The 17,924-nt window shown below is 69.3% G+C and carries 20 protein-coding genes; 11 read left to right on the top strand and 9 right to left on the bottom strand.

From position 1 onward, the window contains the following. Both ACIA8G_RS32200 and ACIA8G_RS32205 read right to left on the bottom strand, forming a co-directional pair. Positions 1-627, bottom strand: a complete 627-nt coding sequence (locus ACIA8G_RS32200; protein ID WP_396422465.1) for a DUF4360 domain-containing protein — start codon at positions 625-627, stop codon at positions 1-3. A 98-nt stretch (positions 628-725) separates the two neighbouring features. After that, the gene (locus tag ACIA8G_RS32205; protein ID WP_396422466.1) at positions 726-1,283 is read right to left on the bottom strand and encodes a TetR/AcrR family transcriptional regulator; all 558 of its coding nucleotides are present in this window, start codon (positions 1,281-1,283) and stop codon (positions 726-728) included. Between the two features lie 110 nt (positions 1,284-1,393). On the opposite strand from ACIA8G_RS32205, the gene ACIA8G_RS32210 reads away from it, so the two are divergent. Next, positions 1,394-2,095 (top strand): SDR family NAD(P)-dependent oxidoreductase, encoded by a 702-nt coding sequence (locus ACIA8G_RS32210; RefSeq protein ID WP_396422467.1) that lies wholly within the window; start codon positions 1,394-1,396, stop codon positions 2,093-2,095. Here ACIA8G_RS32210 and ACIA8G_RS32215 read toward each other — a convergent pair. Continuing rightward, positions 2,092-2,826 carry an AraC family transcriptional regulator gene (locus tag ACIA8G_RS32215; protein WP_396422468.1) on the bottom strand — a complete coding sequence of 245 codons (735 nt, stop codon included), beginning with the start codon at positions 2,824-2,826 and terminating at the stop codon, positions 2,092-2,094. The two genes, ACIA8G_RS32210 and ACIA8G_RS32215, sit on opposite strands and share 4 nt — an antisense overlap. A gap of 76 nt (positions 2,827-2,902) precedes the next feature. On the opposite strand from ACIA8G_RS32215, the gene ACIA8G_RS32220 reads away from it, so the two are divergent. Together ACIA8G_RS32220 and ACIA8G_RS32225 are read left to right on the top strand one after the other, a co-directional pair. Then, a complete protein-coding gene (locus ACIA8G_RS32220; protein WP_396422837.1) occupies positions 2,903-4,018 on the top strand; it encodes an MFS transporter in 1,116 nt (371 codons plus the stop codon). Positions 4,019-4,032: 14 nt separating this feature from the next. Continuing rightward, positions 4,033-4,902 (top strand): exodeoxyribonuclease III, encoded by an 870-nt coding sequence (locus tag ACIA8G_RS32225; RefSeq protein WP_396422469.1) that lies wholly within the window; start codon positions 4,033-4,035, stop codon positions 4,900-4,902. Here ACIA8G_RS32225 and ACIA8G_RS32230 read toward each other — a convergent pair. The 4 genes from ACIA8G_RS32230 to ACIA8G_RS32245 all read right to left on the bottom strand — a co-directional run bounded on the left by ACIA8G_RS32230 (position 4,880) and on the right by ACIA8G_RS32245 (position 8,289). Next, on the bottom strand, positions 4,880-6,190 hold the full coding sequence (locus ACIA8G_RS32230) for a histidine kinase dimerization/phospho-acceptor domain-containing protein (RefSeq protein ID WP_396422470.1): 1,311 nt from the start codon (positions 6,188-6,190) through the stop codon (positions 4,880-4,882). The two genes, ACIA8G_RS32225 and ACIA8G_RS32230, sit on opposite strands and share 23 nt — an antisense overlap. Beyond that, positions 6,187-6,855: a response regulator transcription factor gene (locus ACIA8G_RS32235; protein ID WP_396422471.1), complete on the bottom strand. Its 669-nt coding sequence runs from the start codon at positions 6,853-6,855 to the stop codon at positions 6,187-6,189. Before ACIA8G_RS32235 ends, ACIA8G_RS32230 begins: the two co-directional genes overlap by 4 nt. 132 nt (positions 6,856-6,987) lie before the next feature. Then, positions 6,988-7,350, bottom strand: coding sequence for a hypothetical protein (locus tag ACIA8G_RS32240; protein WP_396422472.1), 363 nt, complete (start codon positions 7,348-7,350; stop codon positions 6,988-6,990). A 66-nt stretch (positions 7,351-7,416) separates the two neighbouring features. Then, entirely contained in the window at positions 7,417-8,289 is an 873-nt protein-coding gene (locus ACIA8G_RS32245; RefSeq protein ID WP_396422473.1) for a hypothetical protein, read from the bottom strand. A gap of 156 nt (positions 8,290-8,445) precedes the next feature. Between ACIA8G_RS32245 and ACIA8G_RS32250 the strand changes: the two genes are divergently transcribed. Further along, entirely contained in the window at positions 8,446-8,805 is a 360-nt protein-coding gene (locus ACIA8G_RS32250; protein ID WP_396422474.1) for a hypothetical protein, read from the top strand. A 15-nt stretch (positions 8,806-8,820) separates the two neighbouring features. Here the strand turns inward: ACIA8G_RS32250 and ACIA8G_RS32255 are convergent, their stop codons facing one another. Further along, the gene (locus tag ACIA8G_RS32255) at positions 8,821-9,603 is read right to left on the bottom strand and encodes a hypothetical protein (RefSeq protein ID WP_396422475.1); all 783 of its coding nucleotides are present in this window, start codon (positions 9,601-9,603) and stop codon (positions 8,821-8,823) included. A gap of 232 nt (positions 9,604-9,835) precedes the next feature. Here ACIA8G_RS32255 and ACIA8G_RS32260 point away from each other — a divergent pair, with 232 nt between their 5' ends. Further along, a complete protein-coding gene (locus ACIA8G_RS32260) occupies positions 9,836-12,016 on the top strand; it encodes an ATP-binding protein (protein WP_396422476.1) in 2,181 nt (726 codons plus the stop codon). Between the two features lie 22 nt (positions 12,017-12,038). Next, on the top strand, positions 12,039-12,353 hold the full coding sequence (locus ACIA8G_RS32265) for a hypothetical protein (protein WP_396422477.1): 315 nt from the start codon (positions 12,039-12,041) through the stop codon (positions 12,351-12,353). Positions 12,354-12,365: 12 nt separating this feature from the next. On the opposite strand, the gene ACIA8G_RS32270 is transcribed toward ACIA8G_RS32265, so the two are convergent. Continuing rightward, the gene (locus ACIA8G_RS32270; RefSeq protein WP_396422478.1) at positions 12,366-13,433 is read right to left on the bottom strand and encodes an LCP family protein; all 1,068 of its coding nucleotides are present in this window, start codon (positions 13,431-13,433) and stop codon (positions 12,366-12,368) included. 34 nt (positions 13,434-13,467) lie between these two features. Between ACIA8G_RS32270 and ACIA8G_RS32275 the strand changes: the two genes are divergently transcribed. The 5 genes from ACIA8G_RS32275 to ACIA8G_RS32295 all read left to right on the top strand — a co-directional run bounded on the left by ACIA8G_RS32275 (position 13,468) and on the right by ACIA8G_RS32295 (position 17,907). Then, positions 13,468-13,887, top strand: a complete 420-nt coding sequence (locus tag ACIA8G_RS32275) for a DUF6542 domain-containing protein (protein WP_396422479.1) — start codon at positions 13,468-13,470, stop codon at positions 13,885-13,887. A gap of 82 nt (positions 13,888-13,969) precedes the next feature. Then, positions 13,970-15,907 carry a glycosyltransferase gene (locus tag ACIA8G_RS32280; protein ID WP_396422480.1) on the top strand — a complete coding sequence of 646 codons (1,938 nt, stop codon included), beginning with the start codon at positions 13,970-13,972 and terminating at the stop codon, positions 15,905-15,907. Then, positions 15,888-16,442, top strand: a complete 555-nt coding sequence (locus ACIA8G_RS32285) for a TetR-like C-terminal domain-containing protein (RefSeq protein WP_396422838.1) — start codon at positions 15,888-15,890, stop codon at positions 16,440-16,442. Before ACIA8G_RS32280 ends, ACIA8G_RS32285 begins: the two co-directional genes overlap by 20 nt. A gap of 77 nt (positions 16,443-16,519) precedes the next feature. Then, on the top strand, positions 16,520-17,713 hold the full coding sequence (locus ACIA8G_RS32290) for a cytochrome P450 (protein WP_396422481.1): 1,194 nt from the start codon (positions 16,520-16,522) through the stop codon (positions 17,711-17,713). Next, positions 17,713-17,907, top strand: a complete 195-nt coding sequence (locus ACIA8G_RS32295; protein ID WP_396422482.1) for a ferredoxin — start codon at positions 17,713-17,715, stop codon at positions 17,905-17,907. The genes ACIA8G_RS32290 and ACIA8G_RS32295 overlap by 1 nt, the downstream gene beginning before the upstream one ends. Positions 17,908-17,924: the final 17 nt, after the last annotated feature.

Genomic DNA, 17,924 nt, shown 5'->3' on the forward strand with positions numbered 1-17,924 from the left:
CTAGTCGTGCCGCCACTGCAGCCCCAGTACGAGCTTGGTCTTGTGGTCGATCTCGTCGACGGTGAGCAAGCCGCTGCCGTTCTTGTTCGCGGCGTTGTCAACGTGCATCTGGGTGTTCACGTGAAGCAGAACGGTGTCACCCGGATTGGCGGAGAACACCACGCCTTCGGCCGAGACGGTGTCCCTGACACTGAAACTGCTCACGATCGGGCCGGTCCAGTCCGATCCGAAGGTGGTCGTCCGGTCCGCGGTGCGCGGTGTGTAGACCGCGGTTCTGATCCGCGCGGTGACCTTCTGCTGGAGGTCGATGTAGCCCTCGTAGTCGATCATCGGCACGGCGACGTGCCAGCCCTGGGGCATTCGTAGCTTGACGACCACGTTGCAGTTCTTGCGGCTCTCGGAGAACTGTACGTCCGGCCCGACGCTCGCAACGAACTTGTCGAATGCCATTCGCATGGACGTCCGGTCGTCCTGCAAGGCAGCGGCAACCGAACCTGCGGGGCAACCGCTGCCCGCGTAGGTGACGGATTGGATGAAGACCTGGTCCGCTGGTGGCGGATCGGCGTGCGCGACCGACGTGGTTGCCAGCCCGAGCACGGTGCACACCGCGACAGTTCCGATCCTCATCCCGGCTCCTCCCAGCGTGTCCCCTGAGGACGCTAGGACGGCACGTTGGATGCCGCAGTGCTGTTCGCTCGAACGAGCTACCACGCCAACAAGGGGTGTCAGGGCGCGCGCAGGCCTGCCACGTAGATGGACAGGAATCGACGCCACTCGTCGGGCGAATCGCGGATCACCTGGGCCATCGCCCTGGTCAGCGTCGCCACGTCGGCCAGCGTGTAGTCGCCGCGCAGAACACCACTCTCGAGTGCGCGCGCGATCAGGACCTCGGCATGACCGGCACCCCGATGGCAGGCCGACACCACTTCCGGCGCGTCCGGCAGGTCCCGAGCGAGGATGTCGTTGAGCCCGCGGTCCTGGGCCTGCAGGGCGAAGATGTCCTCGAGGTAGCCGGCGAACGCGTGCCACGGGTCCGGGTCCGCGAGTGCCTTCTCGCCGATGACGTCCAGCGCGGCCAGGCGCTCGGGGAAGATCGCCGCGACGAAGTCCTCGCGGGTCGGGAAGTGCGCGTAGAGCGTGCCGATGCTGACCTCGGCCCGGCGCGCGATGTGTTCCAGCGGCACGTCGAGGCCGCGTTCGGCGAACAGTTCCGCGGCCGCTGCCAGCAGTTTCTCCCGGTTGCGTGCCGCGTCCGCACGCAGGGGCCTCGACGCGGTGACCATGCGCCGGATCCTACTCAGCGGCTAAGTCGAGGGTGCCCTCGAATTCTGTGCTAGCGTCGAGCGGGTAAGTCGAGGGTTGCCTCGAATTAGCGTTCGGAAGGACGAAACCCATGTCTCCCACCGTGGTTGTGCTTGGCGTCGGTCCCGGGCTTGGCATGTCCATCGCGCACCGGTTCGGTCGCGAGGGCTACGACGTCGTGCTGATCTCGCGCAGCAGTGATCGGCACGCCGGCTACGTGTCGGCGCTCGCGGACGCGGGTGTGAAGGCGCGCGCGTTCGCCGTCGACGTGCGGGATCGCGACCGGTTGTTGTCCACATTGGACTCGATCGGTCCGGTGGACGTCGTGTACTACGGGCCGGGTTCGGCCGATCTGGACAACCTGCCCGGCGAGATCACGTCGATGAACTCCGACGAGGTGCGGGCCGCGATGGACTGGATCTACCCGGCCGTCGACGTGGTCTCGCACGTGCTGCCGTCCGTGGTCGAACGCAAGGGCGGCCTGCTGTTCGCCGGTGGGCTCAGCGCGGTGCGGCCGATGCCGGGGCTCGGTGCATTCGCGGTGTCCTCGGCCGCGTTGCGCAACTACGCGTTGACCCTCAACGCGGCGCTTGCCGACAAAGGTGCGTACGCCGGGTCGCTCATCGTTGGCGGTGTGATCGAACGCGGTGACATCCACCGGTTGGTCGCGAGTGAGCCGGAGAAGTTCGGCAACCTGGCCGAGCACACGCTCGACCCGGATCTCCTCGCCGAGACCGCCTGGCGGATGTTCACCGAGCGGGACCGGGCGGAGGAGGTCTTCTCCGTGTTCTAGAGGTACGAACCCGGGGTGTGCCCGAGCGAGCGCCGGAAGACGTCGATGAACGCGCTCGCGGTCGCGAACCCGCAGTGCTGGGCCACCGCGGTGACCGGTTGTCCTTCCGCGAGCAGACGCAATGCGTGATACAGCCGCAGCTGCGTGCGCCACTGGGGGAAGGTCATGCCCATGTCCTCGCGGAACAGCCGGGTGAGCGTCCGGCCGCTCGCTCCCGCCTCGCGGCCGAGTGCGTCGAGACCGCGTGTGTCCGAGGGGTCGGTCTCGAGCACCGCGCAGACCGCCGCGAGTCGCGGGTCGCGGGCGGCCGGCACGCGCACCGGCCGTTCCGTCGCGGTGGCCAGCTGGTCTAGCAGCACTGAGCGCATTCGTTTGCCCGCAGGGGATTCCCGGCTTTCGCCGAGTTCGGTGTAGGCGATCAGCAGTTCCCGCAGCAGAGGGGAGACCGCGAGCGCGATCGGCTCGTGGAGTTTCAGCGGGTTCTGGGTGAGTCCGAGGAGGTGCAGCCGGGTGACGCCGTACGCGCGGTGCGAGTGCACGGTGCCGGCGGGGATCCACAGGGCCCGATGGGCGGGAGCGATCCATCTCGACGTCTCGGTGTGCACGGCCACGACGCCGCGGTTGGCGTAGACGATCTGGTTCTCGTCGTGCCAGTGCGCGGTGATACCCGTGGCGGCCGCCAGTTCGCGGCTCGTGGTCGGGGCCGCCGGCAGATGGCGAGAATTCGACATACATCGGCAGAATATCGGAATCGCGACCGGTGCGGGCGGCGCGACGATCAGGTTCGTGAAGACCTCTCGCTGGCGCATGGCGGTCCTGGTCGCCGGCCACTCGGTGGACGACCTCTACCAGGGTGCCGTCCCGGCCGTTCTCCCGTTCCTCGTCGCCGAACGTTCCTACAGCTACCTCGCGGCGGCCGGCATCACGGTCGCCGCGACGCTGCTGTCCTCTGTCCTGCAACCGTTGTTCGGGGTGCTGACCGATCGCCGTGCCATGCCCTGGCTGGTGCCGGCCGGCATGACGGTCGCCGGTGTGGGCATCGGGTTGTGCGGCCTCGGCGACTCGTACCTCTTCACCTGGCTCGCGATCGCGTTGTCCGGACTCGGGGTCGCCGCGTACCACCCGGAGGCGGCGAGGCTTGCCCGCCGCGTGTCCCGCGATGGCCACCTCGGCATGAGCTGGTTCGCGCTCGGCGGCAACGTCGGGTTCGCGCTCGGACCGGTGATCGTCACCCCGGTGCTGCTGTTCGGCGGGCTCGGCGCGAGCCCGTTGCTGATGATCCCCGCTCTCGTGGGTGGCTTGCTGACCTGGAGGGCGATGCGCGGCATACGCGGCGCCGACGCCGACGTCGTGGTGCGGGCAGCCCGCGACGACTGGCGCCAGTTCGGCCGTCTGACCGTCGTTGTCGTCGCCCGCTCGATGGTGACGTTCGGCCTCGGCACGTTCCTCGCCCTCTGGGTGGCGCACCGAGTCGGTGGCTTCGTCGCCGGAGAGGTCGCACTGGTCGTGCTGTTCGGCGTCGGCGCCGCGGGCACGTTGCTCGGCGGTGTACTCGCTGGACGTTGGGGCCGCGTCCGGGTGGTGCGCGTGTCGTACGCCGTTGCGGTGCCCGCCGTCGTCGGCATCGCTCTCGTGCCAGGACCAGCCGTGTACCTGCCGGTGGTGGTGGCAGCGCTGGCTCTCTACGTCCCGTTCTCCCTGCACACCACGCTCGGCCAGGACTACCTGCCGAACCGGCTCGGCACCGCCAGCGGCGTCACGCTGGGGTTGGCCGTCAGCGTCGGCGGCCTCGCCGCGCCCGCGATCGGCGCGATCGCCTCGGCGACCACGTTGCAGTGGGCGTTGCTGTCCCTCGTGGTGTTGCCGCTGGTCGCCTGGATGGCCGCCCGCCGCCTGACCGAACCTGCTCGATGCGCGCTCTAGCCGCCATGACTACCGTGGAACGCGTGCGAGTGGCGACCTGGAACGTGAACTCCGTCAAGCAGCGCGTGCCCCGCCTGCTGCCGTGGCTCGATCAGCGGCGGCCCGACGTCGTGTGCCTGCAGGAGACCAAGCTGGCCGACGACGCCTTCAAGGCCCTGCTCGGCGCCGAGCTGGCGGACCGCGGCTACGAGGTGGCGCTGTTCGGCGAGACGCAGTGGAACGGCGTGGCCCTGCTGTCCCGCGTGGGCCTCGAGGACGTGGCGGTCGGTGTAGCCGGCGCACCGGGCTTTCCGCACATCGAGGCCCGCGCCGTGGCTGCCACGTGCGGCGGCGTGCGCGTGCACTCGCTGTACGTGCCGAACGGCCGTGAGCCCGAGTCGGACCACTACAAGTACAAGCTCGAATGGCTCGCCGCCCTGCGCGACGTGCTCGATGCCGGGCCCGCCGACGCCCTGGTGTGCGGCGACATCAACATCGCCCCCGCCGACGCCGACGTGTTCGACCCGGAGGCGTACATCGGCCAGACCCACGTCACCGAACCGGAACGCGCCGCCCTGCAGGCCATCGAGGGGCTGGGGTTCCACGACGTCGTGCGGGACCGGTGGCCGACGGAGCGGATCTTCAGCTACTGGGACTACCGCGCGGGCATGTTCCACAAGGACCTGGGCATGCGCATCGACCTGATCCTCGCGTCCACCTCGGTGGCGCCGCGGGTGCAGGCGGCGTGGATCGACCGGCACGCGCGCAAGGGCACCGGGCCGAGCGATCATGCGCCGGTGATCGTGGACCTGGACGAGGCGCCGGACGGGGACATCGGGCCGGTGGTGCCGCCGCCGTCGTCGCCTGGGTCGAAGAAGAAGGTCAAGCTGCCGCAGGCGAAGTAGGCCGCAACGTCACGGTGAAGGCCGCCCCACCCTCAGCCGCCGGCCCAGCCGTGATCGTCCCACCCATCCGAGTAACCAGCCCGTGCACCAACGCAAGCCCCACCCCGGTCCCGACCGGCCGGCTCTCCTGATACCGCGCATGCAGCACCCCGCGGTCGAACGCCACCGCGTAGTCCTCTGGCGCCAGCCCCGGCCCCCCGTCCCGCACCTCCAGCACAGAGGACAAGGCCAGCACCACCGGCCGCCCGGCCGGAGTCACGCGCAGCGCGTTCTCCAGAAGCCCGTCGATCACCTGGCGCAGGCGGCGGGCATCGGCGTGCACCACGGGAGAGGCCGACACCTCCAACGAGAACGACACCCCGCGCGCGTGGCAGCGGGCGTGCCAGACCTCGGCGGCTGAGCGGACGACGGGTTCCAACGAAACAACGGCCATGTCCAGGCGGAAGTCGTCGGCGCCCAGGCGGGCCAGGTCCAGCAGGTCGGACACCAGACGGTCCAGGCGGTGCGCCTCGGAGAGGATCACGGTGCCGACCGGGGCCACCTGCTCACCCGACACCACGCCGTCGGCCAGGGATTCGGCGAAGCCCGTCACGGCGGTCAGCGGTGTGCGGAGTTCGTGGGAGACGGAGAGCAGGAAGTCGCGTTGGCGGGATTCGCTGCGCTGCAAGGCATCGGCCAGTTCGTTCACGGACGAGGCCACCTCGGCCAGTTCGACCGGGCCGACCACCGGCACGCGGAGGTCGCGGCGGCCCGTGCTCATGGCGTGGGCCACGCCTGCCACTCGGCGCAGGGGGCGGGTCAGGAACGAGCCCAGGGCCAGGCCCGCCAGGCAGGCCACGACCAGGCCGATGGCCAGGGCGAAGAGGATGTTGCGGACCAGCTTGCGGTAGGTGCCGGTGTACGAAGTCTCTTGCACCAGGGCGAAACCGCCGTTGTTCGATGGGCGAGCCTCGACGTTCAGGCGGCCGCTCACGCCGGAGATCGGCGCGCCGGACACGACGCGAGCGGCGCCCGCATCCTTGGCCGCACGGACTGCTGCCCGGTCCGCGCCCGACACCTCGCCGGCACCGGAGATCCGCACGATGGCGATGCCCTGGCCTTCCAGGACCTGCTCGATGCGGTTGTTGGAGATCTGGCCCGCCACGACGTCGGCCTGGTCGCGCAGGATCTCGCGGCTCACCTGTTGTGACGTGGAGAGGACCAGGCGGATCGACACGACGCCCGCGACCAGCACGGCGACGAACGCGACTCCCAGGCACAGCAAGGCTATCCGGGTGGCGAGGTTCATGACGCGTCCGCCGAGTAGCCCACGCCGCGCACTGTCCGGATTGGACTCAACTCGCCGAACTTCGCGCGTAGCTGGGCGATGTGCACGTCGACGGTCCGGGTGCCGGCCATCGACGAGTAGCCCCACACGGCGCTCAGCAGTTGTTCGCGCGAGAACACCTGGCGCGGGTGCTTCATCAGGTAGGCCAGCAGCCCGAACTCGGTCGAGGTCAACGACACCTCGTCCGCGCCGGCGAACGCGCGCCGTTCGCCCACGTCCAGCCGTACGGAACCCAGCTGCAGTACCTCGGACACGACCGAAGAACGCCGCAGCACCGTGCGGACGCGCAACGCCAGTTCGCGGGGGCTGAACGGCTTGGTGATGTAGTCGTCGGCGCCCAGTTCCAGGCCCAGCAGGCGGTCCACCTCGTCGTCGCGGGCCGTCACGAACAGCACCGGGGTCCAGTCGCCCGCCGCTCGCAGCGCGCGGCAGACCTCGATGCCGTTCATGCCGGGCAGGCCGACGTCGAGGACCACGGCGACCGGGGAGAGGGTGCGGACCGCGGCCAGCGCGGCGTCCCCGGAGGACTCGAGGTGCACGCCGAACCCGTCGCGCCGCAGGTACAGCGCGACGAGCTCGGCGATCGCCGGCTCGTCCTCCACGACGAGGACCAGGCCACGTTCCACGCGTTCACCCCGGCTGGTTGATGTCGGACTCGATGCTGTTCAGCGTTGATTCCACATCATCGAGGTCCGACACCGGAGCCTCACCCCGGCACGCCGTCAGCGAGACCGCCAGGACGACCACGGCAAGCCACCTCACTTGGACCCGCAGTGCTCGGACTTGAACTTCGTGACCCGTTCGGCGGCCTTGGTGAGCTTCACGAGCTGCGCGTCCCGCAGCTTCACGCGTGCGTCGAGCACGTCCGCGCGGGCCGTGTTGCCCGCTGAACGAGCATCCGAAGCGCGCTGCTCCAGCCACTTCTTGGACCCGAGCACCTCGGGGTTCCCGTTGATCCGCTCGGTCAGCGCCTTCACGCGGGACTCGACCCGCGGCACCCTCTCCGAGCAGATCTTCTGCACCTTCTCCGGGCTGATCGTGATCGGTTCCTGGGCCGACGCGGTCCCCGCGCCCAGCAGCAGCATCCCGATCACGAGCCCACCGATTCGCGAAATGTTCATGCCACGAACGATGAGCGCCCACAGTCAGAGCACGGTCCGCCCAATGTTCGGGTTCTGCAAAGATCACTAGCGCAGGGCGACGCCCCGTGCGGCCGCGGCCTGCGCCATCGGCCGGATCCGGTCCCACACCCGCTCGGACCGCAACCCCTCGGCCGCGCTCACGGCCTGCATCCCGACGGCCTGCCCCTGGTCGGCGTCGCCGTCCAGGAAGTGGCACGAGGCCAGCGAGATCAGGCAGAACGTCCAGCTCCTGGCCATCGTCGGCCCGAACTGCTCGATCGCCGTGGTCAGCGCCGGAATGGCGTGCCGGGTGTCACCGAGCTCGGCGTAGACGGTGCCGATCATCGCGGTCAGGTCGGTCTCGTCGTGGAACCGCGCCCAGTCCGGCACGTGTGCGTGATCGGCGCGTGCGAACGAGTCCTGCGCCTTCCCCAACGCACGCAACGCTTCTGCGGAACGCGCCTGACGCGCGTACGCCCAGGCCTCGTTCGAGTACATGATGCTCGACGCCAACGGCGCGAAGGCGCCCCTCTGGAAGTACGCCAGCGCATCGCCCGGTGCGCCGTGATGCAGGTGCACGCGACCACGCCGGTACACGATGTTGCTCGTCAGATCCTCGTCGTGGCGCGCGAAATCCAGCGCACGGTCGAAGTGGTGGTACGCCGCCCCGACCTGGCCGCTGTCGAACGACGTCCACCCGGCCAGGTTGTGCAGGTCCGCCACTGCCGACAGCAGACGGGCACGCACGGCCTCCGAAGCCTCGGCGGCGAGCAGCTGCTGCGCCCAGTAGATCCGCACTACCACGGCGTCCCGGCACGCCCCTCCGCCGTACTGGTAGTCCACCGACCTGAGCGAATGCGTCTGCGACTCCAGCTGTTCCACATCGCTGGTGCCGATGCGGGCGGAGTGCGGGGGTGGAAAGTACGCAGGATCAGCCATGTGGTTACCTCTGCGCCGCCGTGTGAGGCCGAGCGTAGGGTGCGCACGAGCGGGTGAGAAGAGGGTTCTATGCCGAATGGAATTCGGCGCAATCCGCGATTAAACAGGTAGTAATGCGGGTATACCTGGTTCCGCCGACAGAGCAAGGTTGTTGGCATGAGGCGACGTGCCCACTTGAGGCTGGTGACGTCCTTCGAGGCGGAGGACTCGACCTTGAGCGCGGTCCTGGGTGCCGAGGACCTGGCGGAGGAACTCGGTCTCGATCCGCACGCCCGCGTCACCTGCGGCCTGCATCGTTGCTGGTTGCACCAGTGCGTCACCTCGCCGGACCACGTCATCCCCGTCACGGGCCACCGCTGGTGCCGCCCGTGCCGCAGCCCGCTCGAGGTGTTCGTCAACGAGACGACCGCGAGCCTTCACTGCCCGCGCTGCGGCACTCGAACCCCAGACACGGCGGCGAACCGTCAGCTCGTCCGGGCCTGCCACACCAGCATCGCCGCGATGCACGCGCAGTAGAACGACCCGGAAGCGTTAAGCCTGGTGGGTGAAGACGGCGGCCTCCGCGAGATAGCTCGGGGGCCGCTGGCTGTCCTCCGGCACGTCGAGCAACGCCCAGATGATGTGCCGCCCGCCGCCGGCCGGCGTCTCGCCCATGGTGAAGTTGCAGACGGCGATGGACGCGACGTCGCGCCGCATGACGTGCCACTGCTTGAGGTCGAGGCGTGTGGTGGTTCGCACGGCGACGGACATCTTGTCCCCGCGCATGCGGAGCAGCAGCGCGAGAGGGCTCTCATCCTCGATGTGCGACACCAGTTCGACGGCCACCTGTGGCGCGACGTCGAGCAACGACTGGACGCCCCACCGTTCGCACGCGCGTTCGGTGATCCGTTCGGCGACGTGCGGCAGGCACCGGCACGTCGGCAGTGCGGCATCCACCCGGTCCTCGTGCCGTAGCCGCACCACGGCGGTGAGCGCGGCCTGCGTCGTCGTGTGCATCGGGATGTGCCGGGGGAGACCGCGGGACTCGAGCGTGGAACGCAGCCGGTGATCACTGACGACGAGGCTCAGCGAGATGCCGGGCCAGCGCGCCGCGGACAGCCACACGACGTCGAACACCACGAGCAGGGCCGGCGACTCGGCGATCAGGTCGTCGAGCTCCACCACCACGCCGACGAGTTCTTTCGTCACGCAGTCGAGCAGCACGTCCTGCACCCGCATGTACGTCGACCAGTCGAGGCGACCGGTGAAGCGGACGACGACCACGCCGTTCTGCTCCCGGACGTCCACGTCGAGATCCGAGCTGTCACCGGTCATGATCCGTCCCTCCCGCAGGCGTCTCCCAGCCTCAAGGTTGGGGACGCCACGCCGGGAGCCCTAGGGGGTAACTACCCGTGTTTCGCGTTGGTGCCTCCGGGGGACCACATTGCAGCGGCAGTTCGAGTCGACCTAGGGTTCCGCTGTGGGCAGTACCCTTCTCCCAGGTCAAAAAGGCAATTTGCCTGCTGACACAACTAGTTTCGTCGGCAGAAGGCAAGACGTCGCCGAGGTGAGAAGGCTGCTCTCCGAGTCCCGCCTCGTCACCCTGACGGGTGTCGGCGGCGTCGGTAAGACGCGGCTGGCGCTGCGGGCGGCGGCAGAGTTGCACCGCGCGTTCCGCGACGGGGTGTGGTTCGTCGAACTGGGCGGCGTCACCGATCCCGACCTGGTCGTGCACACGGTCCTGGAGCAACTGGGCGTCCACGACGACACGGTCCGCCAGCATCGCACCGTCCTGGTGGAACACCTGCGCGACCGGCAGGTGCTCATGGTGCTGGACAACTGCGAGCACGTCATCGAGGCCACCTCCGACCTCGTGGGCGCGTTGCTGCGCGGTGTGCGGGGCCTGCGGGTCCTCGTGACGAGCCGGGAACGCCTAGGCGTCGACGGCGAGCACCTGTGGCAGGTCGCGCCACTGCTGGCAGACCCCGCCCTGAAGCTGTTCGCCGACCGGGCCGCCGCCGTCGAGCCCGGATTCGCCGTCACCAGGGAGAACCACGACAAGGTCGCCCAGATCTGCACGTTGCTGGACGGGATTCCGCTGGCCGTCGAACTGGCCGCCGTGCGCCTGCGCGTGCTGTCGCTGGACCACCTCCTGTCCAGATTGGACGACACGTACCGGGTGCTCGCGAACGCCAAACGAGGGGGCGACCCGCGGCACCAGACGTTGCAGGCCGCGGTGGACTGGAGTTTCCACCTGTGCACCCGCGCCGAGCAGATCCTGTGGGCACGGGCCTCGGTCTTCTCCGGCACGTTCGACCTGGAGGCGGCGGAACGGGTGTGTTCGGGTGACTCCGTCACGCCCGAGGAGGTGATGCACTCGCTCTCGGGACTCGTCGACAAGTCCGTCGTCGTGGCCGAGATGCACCCCTGCGGCACGCGGTTCCGGTTGCTGGAGCCGTTGCGCCAGTACGGCCTGGACAAGCTGCGGAACGCCGGACGCGAGCACGTGCTGCGGGAACGGCACCGCGACCACTTCATCGACTGGGCCGAGCGGCGGGAGAAGGAGTGGTTCGGCCCGCTCCAGCCGCAGATCTTCTCGCGCACCCGTCTGGAACACGCGAATCTGCGGTCCGCGTTGGACTTCTGCTTCGAGCAGGACGGTCACCAAGGCGTGCACCTGGCCTCGACGCTGTGGTTCTACTGGGCCTGCTGCGGGATGCTCGGTGAGGGCAGACACTGGCTCGACCGCGCGCTGGCGAGGGTGGAGGAGGGGCCGCTACGCGCGGAGGCGTTGTGGGTCAACGGGTACGTGGCGACGCTGCAGGGCGACCTCACGTCGTCGGCGCGGATGCTGGAGGAGTGCCGGCAGTACGCGCTCGCCACGGGGGACGGGATCGCGCTGGCCTACTCGACGCACCGGATGGCCTGCACGCTCCTGGTCGGCGACGACCTAGACGAGGCCAACGGCCTGTTCGAGGAGGCCATCGCCCTCTACCGGGGCCAGGGCACGGTCAACAGCCACACCATGCTCGCGGGCATCGAGCTGGCGATCTCGGCGACGTTCCAGCACGACTTCGTCGCCGCGGAACGACTCTGCGTCGAGGCGAAGGCCGTCGGTGAGGAGCACGGCGAGCTGTGGGCGCAGGCGTACGCGATCTACGTGCTGGCGTTGTGCGCGTGGGTGAGCGGCGACTTCGCGCGGGCGGACCAGCTCGGCCGGGAGTGCCTGCGGATCAAGCGGACGTTCCACGACCTGCTCGGCATCGTGCTGGCGATCGAGGTGCTCGCGTGGATCGCGGCCTCGCAGGGCAACGCGGTGCGGGCGGCGACCCTGCTGGGTGCCACCACCGAGATCTGGCAGTCAGTCGGTTATCCCATGTTCGGATCGCGGTACTTCGGTGCCCCGCACGGGGAGTGCGAGTCCGCGACCATCGAGGCGTTGGGCGAGCAGGAGTTCCGGGCGGTGTTCCGCAAGGGGATGGACCTCGAGCTGGAGGACGCCATCTCGTTCGCGATCGGCGAGAACCTGGCCGAGGAACCGGTGCCGGTGCCGGAGGTCACCCCGCTGACCCGGCGGGAGCAGCAGGTGGCCGACCTCATCGCGGGCGGCATGTCGAACAAGGAGATCGCCGCCAAGCTGGTGATCGCGCGCCGGACCGCGGAGGGGCACGTCGAGCGGATCCTGCAGAAGCTCGGCTTCACCTCGCGGGCCCAGGTCGCGACCTGGGTCACCGAACGCCGGAACTGAACGCGACCCGAAGGACTGAGCTGTGCCCGACCGACCTGAGATCGTCTGCATCTGCGGCTCTACCCGCTTCGCGGACGAGATGAGGGCGGCGAACCGTGATCTGACCCTCGCCGGTGTCATCGTCGTCGCGCCAGGCGTCTTCCTGCGCACCGAGGATCACGAGTTGATCACCGACGAGCACAGGACCGCGCTGCACGCCCTCCACCTGCGCAAGATCGACCTGGCCGACCGGGTGCTGGTCGTCAACCCAGGCGGGTACGTCGGCGAGTCCACGAGCAGGGAGATCGCCTACGCCCAGGCCACCGGCAAGCCGATCTCGTTCACCGATCCTGTCTGACCGGTCGATTGCCTAGTCCACGCAGGGGATGCCCCCGTTAGGCGGCGGGGGAGGCGGAGCGGTGGCCAGTTCGGTCACCTTCGCCCGCACCTTGGCCTGGTCCACCTTGTTCACGTCGAGCCCGCCGAGGTGCGCGCCGCCCTCGATCGGCAGCGTGTCGAACCGCACCTCCGCCGGCACGTTCCCGGCGAAGCCGATCAGGTCGAACCGGGCGTCCAGCACGACGTCCCGCCTGGCCATGTCGATCATCGCCTGCACCGCGGTCACGTCCGCCCCCTTCAACCGCTTCGTCACGGCGGACAGGAACGCCTGCTGCCGGCGCGTGCGGGCCAGGTCGCCGCCCGGCAGGCCGTGCCTTTGCCGCACGAACGACAGCGCCTGGCCCGCGTCCAGGTGCTGCGGCCCTGCCGGGAAGTCCGCACCGGACAGCGGGTCCTGCGTCGCGTTCTTCAGGCACACGTCCACGCCGCCGAGTCCTTCGGCGATGTGGAAGAACCCGATCAGCGAGATCTCCACGAGGTGGTCGATCGGCTGGTTCAGGAACGCCGACACCGTCTGCACCTGGGCCCGGCGTCCCGCCTCACGCCCGGCGCGTTCGAGCTCCCGCCGGTCGTGCGCTCCGGCGGCGCGCAGCCGGTCCTCCTCGACGATCTTGGCCCGCCCGTAGGCCTCCTTGATCTTGCCTTCGCCGCCGGACGACAGCGGCACCAGGTTGTCACGCGGCACGGACATCGCCACCGCGGGCCCGGAAGCGGGGATGTGCAACAGGATCAGCGTGTTCGTGTTGTAGCCGCCGCGGTCGCTCTCGCCCGCCTGCATGCGGCGCAGCACGTCGTCCGGCAGTGGTTCGCCGTGCAGGTCCAGCCGGGTCGTCAGGCCCATGATCAGGATGTTGCGGCCGGACGCCGAACGGGGAGCGTCGTCCGGGATCGCGTAGGACCGCTCGACGCCCGTCGAGATCGTGGACACAGTGGACCAGGCGAGCCCCGATGCGACGAGCACGGTCGCGCACAGCGCCGCCCACGCGGTGCGCACGAGGACGAGAAACGCGGTGCGGTGATAGCCGCCACCTGCCTGCATGAACTGGACACCCCCTGAACTATTCTAGGTGGTCATGGGGGTTCAACTGCCCACTCTCGCCGCGCTCGCGGTACTGGCGGTGTTCGCGCAGGCGGGGATCTGGGTGGACGGGGGCGACCTCGGCTGGCCGTTCGGCCTCTGGCTGGTGGCGGGCGCGGTCGTGGCCTCGGCGCTCGTGCGTCGCGTGGGGTTGTGGACGGTGGCACCGGCGCCACCTCTCGTGTTCGTCGTCGCCGCGGTGGGCAACGCGGCCTGGCAGCGGCAGTCCCACAGGCGTGCGTTGTGGGGGAGCAGCAAGGAGTTCGCCGCCGACGCGGTCCCGTGGCTCGTCAACGGGTTCCCGTGGATGGCGGCGGCGGTCGTCGCGGCACTGGTGGTCGTGGTCGTCCGCATCGTCACCGGGGGGAAGCGGAAATGCAGGTCTTCGTCGACCGCAACGGCGGTAGACGCTTAGTCGCGCGGCTGGTCAGCCTGACCGTCGCAAGTGGACTGATCGTGTTCGCCACCGTGGTCGGTGGCACGCTGCTGGGAGCGTGGTGAAGCGCGCTCCGCGGCTGCACTGGATCTCCATCCTGCTCGGGCTGTTCGTGCTGATGAGCGTGGTGTCGCTGCACGCCTACGCCGCCGTCCGGCCAGAGCCGGTGCGGCACATGGGTGAGCACCGAGCCCTGCCGGACCACACGCTCGCGCTCGCGTTCCACGGCGGACCGGATCCGAAGTGGACACCGCGCGTCCTCACCGTGCTGCGGGAAGCCGACGTCAAGGCGACGTTCTTCGTCAAGGGCGTCCAGGTCATCCACCACCCCGAGGTGGTCCGCCGCATCGCCGCCGAGGGGCACCAGATCGGCATCGACGGCTTCCGCGCCGAGGGCGACTGGGCGAACCCGCTCGACCTCGCGCTGGCGCAGGCCGCGCTGGCCGACGTCCTCGGCGTCCACGCACGGCTGGTCGGGCCACCGCAGGAGGTCGACAGCGGCGACCGCGACCACCAGGACATCGGCACGCTGGTGAAGATGAGCCTGCAGGACGGCAAGGGCGTCATCCGGCTGCACGACGACGGCAGCATCGGCGCGGACATCACCCGCGAACTGGTTCGCAAGCCCGGCTACCGGTTCGTCCCGGTCAGCTACGACCGCCCGGTCGAGGCCACCGCGTCCGAACGCTTCACCGGCGCGGTCACCACGTGGTCGCAGCGCAACGGCGGCATCGTGCTCGCCCTGCTCGGCACGGCGATCGCGATCGCCGCCCTGCTCGGCATCCTGCGCACCCTCATGCAGCTCGGCCTCGCCCACACCGACCGCCGGCTGCGGCGCGAGAGCGAGCAGGCGCCGCCACCGTGGTTCGCGCCACCGGTCTCGGTGGTTATCCCGGCCTACAACGAGGTGCTCAACATCGCCGCCACGGTGCGGGCGATCGCCGCGAACAACCACCTCGCCGAGGTCGAGATCATCGTGGTCGACGACGGTTCGGCGGACGGCACCGCGGACCGCGTGGAGGAACTGGACCTGCCTGGCGTCATCGTGATCCGGCAGGCCAACCAGGGCAAGCCGGCCGCGCTCAACGCGGGTATCCGCCGGGCGAGCCACGACGTGCTGGTGCTGCTCGACGGCGACACGATCTTCGAACCGGACACCATCGGCGAGCTCGTGCAGCCGTTCGCGGACGAGGAGGTCGGCGCGGTCTCCGGCAACGCCAAGGTCGGCAACCGGCAGCGCCTGCTCGGCCGCTGGCAGCACCTGGAGTACTGCGCCGGGTCCAATCTGGACAGACAGATCCTGCACGCGCTGCGCTGCATCCCGACCGTGCCGGGCGCGGTCGGGGCGTTCCGCCGGGCCGCGCTCACCGACGTGCACGGCGTCAGCGACGACACGCTCGCCGAGGACACCGATCTCACGATGGCCGTCACCCGCGCGGGCTGGCGGGTCGCGTACCGGCCGCAGGCCAGGGCGTGGACGGAGGCGCCGACCACCCTGCACGGCCTGTTCCGGCAGCGTTACCGCTGGTCGTACGGCACTTTTCAGGCGATGTGGAAACACCGTGGCGCGCTGGTCGAGAACGGGCCGATGGGCCGGTTCGGGCTCCTCTACCTGCTCGCGTTCCACCTGCTGCTGCCGTTGCTCGCGCCGGTGATGGACCTGTACGTGCTGTACGGGTTCCTCGTCGCGGACGCACCCCTCGCACTGATCGTGTGGACGGTCTTCCTGCTGATCCAGACCGCGAGCGCGGGGTACGCGCTGCGGCTCGACGGCGAGTCGCTCAAGCCCCTGTGGGCGTACCCCTTGCAGCAGATCGTCTATCGGCAGCTGATGTACGCGGTGGTGATCCAGTCGTTGATCACGGCGCTGCACGGCACGCAGCTGCGCTGGATGTCGGTGCAGCGAACGGGTCTGCTCGCGGACGCTCCCAACGGTACGGTGCACGTCACTCGGCCACGGGAGGAGCTCGGTGGGTCGCATGCCGCTGGACGCGCCTGAGCGTCAGCAAGAGGTCTTCACCGCTGTGCTCGACGTGCTGGCCGCCGTCGGCTACGCCCGGTTCAACATGGACCTCGTGGCGGCCAGGGCCCGTGCCAGCAAGGCGAGCCTGTACCAGCGCTGGCCGTCGAAGGCGCGGTTGATCACGGACGCGTTGAAGGCGAACCTGCCCGCACTGCCCCAGCCGGACGCGGGCGCGTTCGCCGAGGACGTCCGGCTGATCCTGCGCTCGTGGGGCGAGCCGATGCCGTTCGACACCGCCGGGATCTTCCTCGGTCTGCTCGAGGGCAGTCGTCAGGACGCCGATCTCGCGTGCCTGCGCGAAGAGCACATCGACCGCGCCTACATGGAGCAGCTCGAGGTCGCGATCGAACGGGCGAAGGCGCGCGGCGAGTTGCCTCCCGGCTTGCACGGCGACCTGCTCGTCACCGCGCTGATCTCGACTTTCGTTCTGCGTTCCGAGGAACCGGGCGTGATCGACGACATCGTCGACGGCCTGTTGAGACCGCTGATCGGGACCTTCCGGCCCAAATAACTCGTCAAGGCGTAGTGGCTGCGCTACGTTCGGTCATGGATTCAAAAGAACAGTTTTGTTCTATTGAGAGGACTCCCGTGACTGACGCTGCCGTCTGCCCCGTTATGCACGAACGCGACCACCCGCTCCAGGCACCCGTCGGATTCGCCGAGGCCGCCACGGACGGGCCGGTGAAGATGATGTGGCCCAACGGCGTCGAGGCCTGGGTCGTGTCCAGTTATGCCGGCGTCCGGCAGGTGTTGTCCGACCCGCGCTTCAGCACCCGCAAGGGCGGCCAGCCGGAGATGCGCACCGACGACGGCGAGCCGGTGATCGACGTCGACCAGCCGGGCAACATCAACGGGATCGACGGTGACGCGCACATGCGGTTGCGCCGTCCTCTCTCGCGCGGCTTCATGGTCAAACGCATGAACGAACTGCGCCCGCGCATCCAGCAGATCGTCGACGAGCACCTCGACGTCATGGAGGCCAAGGGCGCCCCTGCCGACCTGGTCAGCTCGTTGTGCCTGCCGCTGCCGTCGCTGGTGATCGCCGAGCTGCTCGGTGTGCCGCCGGAGCACCAGGAGCTGTTCCAGGTGACCGCCGGCGACCTCTTCGGCAAGAACGGGTCGAAAGACGAGTTCATCGAGCACGCCACGAAGCTCTCGGAGGTGCTCGCGCCGATCGTCGAGGAGAAGAAGGCCGCGGGCACGAACAACGACATGATCGGCCTGATGGTCAACGACACGGACTTCAGCATGGACGAGCTGATGTTCCTCTGCATCGGGCTGCTCGCGGCCGGTCACGAGACCACGTCGAACTTCCTCGGGCTGTTCGCGCTGCACCTGTTCGAGAAGCCCGACCAGCTGGAGATCCTGCAACGCGACCCGAGCCGCGCGGACGTGATGGTCGAGGAGCTGATGCGCTACACGGTCGGCCAGCTCGGTGGTCCCGGCCTCACCCGCAGGGCGACCGAGGACGTCGAGGTCGAGGGTGTGCTGATCAAGGCGGGCGACTGGGTGAGCGCGTCGCTGATGGCGAACCTCGACGAGGCGCTCTGCCCGCGCGCCGAGGACCTCGACCTGGAGCGCGACGTCGTGTCGCACTTGGGCTTCGGATTCGGCCCGCATCAGTGCCTCGGCGCGAACCTGGCCCGCGCGGAGCTGCAGATCGGGCTGAGGTCGCTCTTCGAGCGGTTCCCGAACCTGCGGCCCGCTGTGCCGGTGACGGAGATGAACTACCGCACCGACATGATCACCTACGGCGCGGCCGAGATCCCGGTGGCGTGGTGATGCCGGTCCGGATAGACGAGACCAGGTGCATCGGTTCGGGCCAGTGCGTGCTCGCCGCACCGGACGTGTTCGATCAGTCGGATGCCGATGGGCACGGCATCGTGCTGATCGCGGACCCCTCCTCCGACCTGCTGCCGGGCGTTCGTGACGCGATCGACAGGTGCCCGGCCCAGGTGGTGAGTCTGGAAGAGTGACTTGATCGGCCGTTCCG

Origin of the sequence: Lentzea sp. NPDC051213, assembly GCF_044455585.1 — a bacterium.
Taxonomy (GTDB): Bacteria; Actinomycetota; Actinomycetes; order Mycobacteriales; family Pseudonocardiaceae; genus Lentzea.